This window comes from Roseomonas genomospecies 6 (genome assembly GCF_008365375.1).
In the GTDB taxonomy this organism is placed as follows: domain Bacteria; phylum Pseudomonadota; class Alphaproteobacteria; order Azospirillales; family Azospirillaceae; genus Azospirillum.
In genome coordinates, this window is the sequence record NZ_QOKW01000063.1 from 1 (window position 1) to 4380 (window position 4380).

General features: G+C 64.5%; 5 protein-coding genes. 2 read left to right on the forward strand and 3 right to left on the reverse strand.

Going from position 1 to position 4380, the window contains the following annotated elements; genetic code table 11:
• Positions 1–185, forward strand: a 185-nt coding sequence (locus DS843_RS30620; RefSeq protein WP_149468102.1) for a transposase, incomplete at its 5' end; no start/stop codon positions are given.
• 294 nt (positions 186–479) lie between these two features.
• Positions 480–857, forward strand: a complete 378-nt coding sequence (locus DS843_RS30625; protein ID WP_167525547.1) for a helix-turn-helix domain-containing protein — start codon at positions 480–482, stop codon at positions 855–857.
• 699 nt (positions 858–1556) lie between these two features.
• On the opposite strand, the gene DS843_RS30630 is transcribed toward DS843_RS30625, so the two are convergent.
• The 3 genes from DS843_RS30630 to DS843_RS30640 all read right to left on the reverse strand — a co-directional run.
• A complete protein-coding gene (locus DS843_RS30630; protein WP_149472587.1) occupies positions 1557–2015 on the reverse strand; it encodes a c-type cytochrome in 459 nt (152 codons plus the stop codon).
• A 181-nt stretch (positions 2016–2196) separates the two neighbouring features.
• Positions 2197–2589 (reverse strand): hypothetical protein, encoded by a 393-nt coding sequence (locus tag DS843_RS30635; RefSeq protein ID WP_149472588.1) that lies wholly within the window; start codon positions 2587–2589, stop codon positions 2197–2199.
• Positions 2590–2623: 34 nt separating this feature from the next.
• Positions 2624–4380: efflux RND transporter permease subunit (locus tag DS843_RS30640; RefSeq protein WP_149472589.1), on the reverse strand; the 1757-nt coding region annotated here is incomplete at its 5' end.

The window sequence follows — 4380 nt, forward strand, 5'->3', positions numbered from 1 at the left end:
AGCGCTCCGATCAGGCCAAGGGCTTTGTCGTGCTCCCGAAACGGTGGCTGGTCGAGAGAACCCTGTCATGGCTCACCCGCTGCCGCCGCTTGGTGCGCCATTACGAACTATACCTCCGCACCTCCGTGGCCTTCATCCGCCTCGCCATGATCCGTCTCATGCTCCGCCGCCTCGCTCGGAAATAATCTTTCTGGACAGACTCTGAATATAGGCGTCGTAGGAAACGTGCATTCAGTGCCTCCTCTGTCTTTGACGGCTATCGAAATCCGGAAGGGTTCGGAAATCCGGAAGGGTTCGCTTTCTCCTTGATGCGCAAGGATAGACACCGCGAGGCAGAACCCATCGCCCTTCATCGAAGGGTGTGGAATGTTGACAATGGCAAGCAGCCAAAGCACTCTGTCAGTGGATAAATAATACACCAGCAGTTTATGGTCAAGCTGACCCTTACGGCTGATACTCCGTCGCCGACGGGGGCGGGGATGCACGACATCATAGCTAAAAGATTGAGGGAGTTTCGGCAGGCGCGGGGAGTGTCCCAAGAGGAACTCGCCTCCCGTGCGGGTCTATCGACGCAAGCTGTTTCCAACATAGAAAACCGGCATTCCCGCCCTTCGGTGGACACATTGATCACGTTTGCTCGTGAACTGGATGTGCCCGTCGCGAGCTTTTTCGAGGCACCGCCCACGCAGGAAGCCGATCTTCAGAAGAAGAGGTTCCTGGACGCATTGTCACTGCTCGATGAAGCTGATCGCCGCTTGGCGGAAGACCTTCTTGACGCGGTGGTTGCAAACAGGAAGCGTATGTCAGGACAAACAAGAGCGACCCGGCGGGGCCCTCGATTACCTTCAGAAAAATGAAGCGGTTGCGCCTAGTCCTGGATGAACCTTAGGAAGGCAGGAGTTCATCCTTCCTGGCGGCTCTCGGGTTTGCTTTGCTTGCAGCAAAACGAGGGTGTCCCCTCGTGCTCCCCTTACGCTCGCGGCGGGTCGGATCAAAGATCCGACCCGCCGCGAGCGTCTAATGTAAAGATTTTCATGCCGGAATAGTGTTAAACTTTACGAATTTGATCATGCTTTGGGTAGGGGCACCGAAACATCGTTGAAATTCAAATTCTTATAAAAAGTTTACAATAATTTGGTATGCATAACCTTTTTAGGACGCACCGCGGATCGTTATGTAAAGTTCTGCTCTTGAAGTGACCAACAACACTCGTTTTCAAGGTCGCACGCTCTTGTCGGCTTGGGAATCATCCTGCGGGTAAGATTGCTACCGGGAAAGCGTGTGAAGAATGGCACGGTTTCAGGTCCGCATCATCGTGATGGAGGGGGCAACACCGCCCCCTCCTGATCGACGCTGACGGCGTGCACCTCTTCCGGCCGAACGCCTGTTCCGGATTGGGCGCTTCCTCAAGGGTGGCTCCAACCGGCTCCAGAGCCATGCCGCACACGGGTGCCTTCACCTTGGGCCGGTCGTCGGGACCGGCGTGGTGGTCGTGCATGTTCGCTTCTCCCTTCGCATGCCCGGCGTCGGTGCCCCCGCGTTTGTTCAAGCGGTCCTCACTTCTTCGCGCGTTCGCTCAGGGCGGCGTGGCGACGACGGATATCCTCGGGCCAGGAGCTCTTGATGAAGGCCAGGACCGCCCAGATCTCGGCATCGTTCAGCACGCCGCCGAAGGCGGGCATGTCGCTTTCGTAGCCGGGCGGGGCGAACTCAACGACGCCTTGCTTGGTGATTCTGAAGAGGTCGGCGTCGGGGTGGTGCCATGTGTGCCCGGAGGCGTCGTGCGGCGGCGCGGGCAGACGGCCGTTCGGCTTGCGGCTTTGCCACTCCGGCTGGCCCTCGAGCCGCGCGCCGTGGCACGACGCGCACTGCTCCGCGTAGACCGCCTTGCCCTGGGCAACCTGGGCGGCGTCGGTTGGATCGGCGCCTGCCTTGGGTCCAGCGAGCAGGAAGACGCCAGCCACCGTGATCGCCGCACCCATGGCCAAGCCAACGCCAATCTTCATCGCCTTCATCACCACATCCCCCAGCACACGTTCAGCTTGAGGGTCTCGGCCGCCCGGACCGGTCCGGCGACCACGGCACCGACCAGCAGGGCGGCAGCCATCGTGGCGAGTTTCTTCTTGGCGATCATCGCGCATCTCCTTGCTTGCGGGGCGGCATGGAGCGGGAATCCTGATGCCGCCCATGCCGATCTCAATGACCCGCGTGGCCCATTTCGAAGCGGGCCTGCACCGGCTTCTGGCCGGGCATGGTCAGCGCGGTGACCACCTTCACGCTGTCGTGCGCGCCGCCGAGGTTCGCCTGCCCCTTGAGGGCGTTGCCGCCCGAGGGTTCGAGCGCGACCTTCTGGGTCTGCTTGTTCGCCAGGACGGTCGCCTCGGCCTTGGCGCCGGTCACATCCACCGGCTTGTCGGCGCCATCGGTCACGTACAGGACAACGTCGTTGCCCTTGAGCACGATTTCGACGTGGTAGGGACCCGCGTCGGCGCGCTGGCCGCCGTTCGGGCCGATCTTCGGGCCGTCGGCGAAGGCCGTGGCCGGGGCGGTGAAGAGGGCGGCGGCGAGCAGGAGGGTCGAGAACTTCACGATGGTTTCCTTCTGGATGGACCGGGTGAGGGGATCAATAGGCCTCGGCCGGGCGCAGCGAACCGGCCTGGGCGGCGACCAGACGATTCAGCGGCTTCTCGCCGAGCTTGAGGAAGAGGACCGGGGTCAGGACGGTGTCGAGCAGGGTCGCGCTGACCAGCCCGCCGAAGATGGTGACGGCGACCGGGTGCAGGATCTCCTTGCCCGGCGCGTCGGCGCCGATCATCAGCGGCACCAGCGCCACCCCCGCCGAAAGCGCGGTCATCAGCACGGGTGTCAGGCGCTCCTGGCTGCCCCGGATCACCATGGCCTTGCCGAAGGTCTCGCCCTCGTGCAGGACCAGGTTGATGCAGTGGCTGATCTTCAGGATGCCGTTGCGCGTGCTGATGCCGGTCAACGTGATGAAGCCGATCATCGAGGCGACCGACAGCGGCTGCCCGGCGATCCACAGCGCCGCGACGCTGCCGATGAGGGCCAGCGGCACGTTGCCCATGACGATCAGGGCCAGCACGGCCGAGCGGTAGCGGCTGTACAGCACCAGGAAGATCATCGCCAGGGACACCAGCGACAACGCGGCGATGGTCTTCGACGCCTCCTCCTGCGCCTGGAAGGTGCCCTCCAGGCTGGTGAAGTAGCCGGGCGGCAGCGGCGACATGGAGACGACATTGCGGATGCCCACGACGATCTGCGCCATGTCCGTCCGTCCGTCGGAGTTGCCGAGGATGACGATGCGGCGCTTGCCGTTCTCCCGCAGGATCTGGTTGGGGCCGTCCGTTTCCTCGACCGAGGCGAAGAGGCTGAGCGGCACCCGGCCCGCCGGGGTCTCGACCAGCAGGTTCGCCAGGCCGCTGGTGGTGCGGTCCTCGTCCGACAGGCGCAGCACCACGTCGAAACGCCGGGTGCCGTCGACGATCTCCGACACCACGCGGCCGTTGGACAGGCTCTCCAGCGCCTCGGTCGCCATGGCCGGGGTCACGCCGTAGAGCGCCGCCCGCTCGTAGTCCACGACCACCTGGACCTGCGGAATGCGGACCTGCTTCTCGATCTGGAGGTCGACCAGTCCCGGAACGCCCGCGAGCTTCTGCTGAAGCTGCCCGGCGAGGCTGCGCAAGGTGTCCAGGTCCTCGCCGTAGACCTTCAACGCGATCTGCGCCCGCACCCCGGAGAGCATGTGATCGAGCCGGTGCGAGATCGGCTGGCCGATGTTCACCGACACCGGCAGGGCCGCCAGCCGGGCGCGCACGTCGGCCAGCACCTCGGCCCGGCTGCGTTCGGACGGCTTCAGGTCGACGTCGATCTCGCTGGAGTGGACGCCCTCGGCGTGCTCGTCGAGTTCGGCGCGCCCGGTGCGGCGCCCGACGGAGGCCACCTCGGGCACCTGCATGATCAGCCTCTCCGCCGCCAGCCCGACCCGGTTGGATTCGGCCAGCGAGATGCCGGGGTTCAGCACCATGGAGATGGTCAGCGTGCCCTCGTTGAACGGCGGCAGGAAGGCGCGTGGCAGGCTCGGCACCGTCGCCGTGGCGATCAGGACGGCGGCCCCCACCGTGGCGAACAGCGTCCCCGGGTTGGCGAAGGCCCAGCCCAGGAGCCGGGCGTTCCCGGCCTTCAGCTTGCGGACCAGCCAACTGTCGTGCTCCTCCAGCCGCTTCAGGCGCGGCAGCAGGTAGTAGGACAGCACCGGCGTGACGGTGATCGCGGTGAGCAGGCTGGCGAGGATGGAAACGATGTAGGCCACGCCCAGCGGCGCGAACAGGCGCCCCTCGATGCCCGACAGGGCGAACAGCGGGA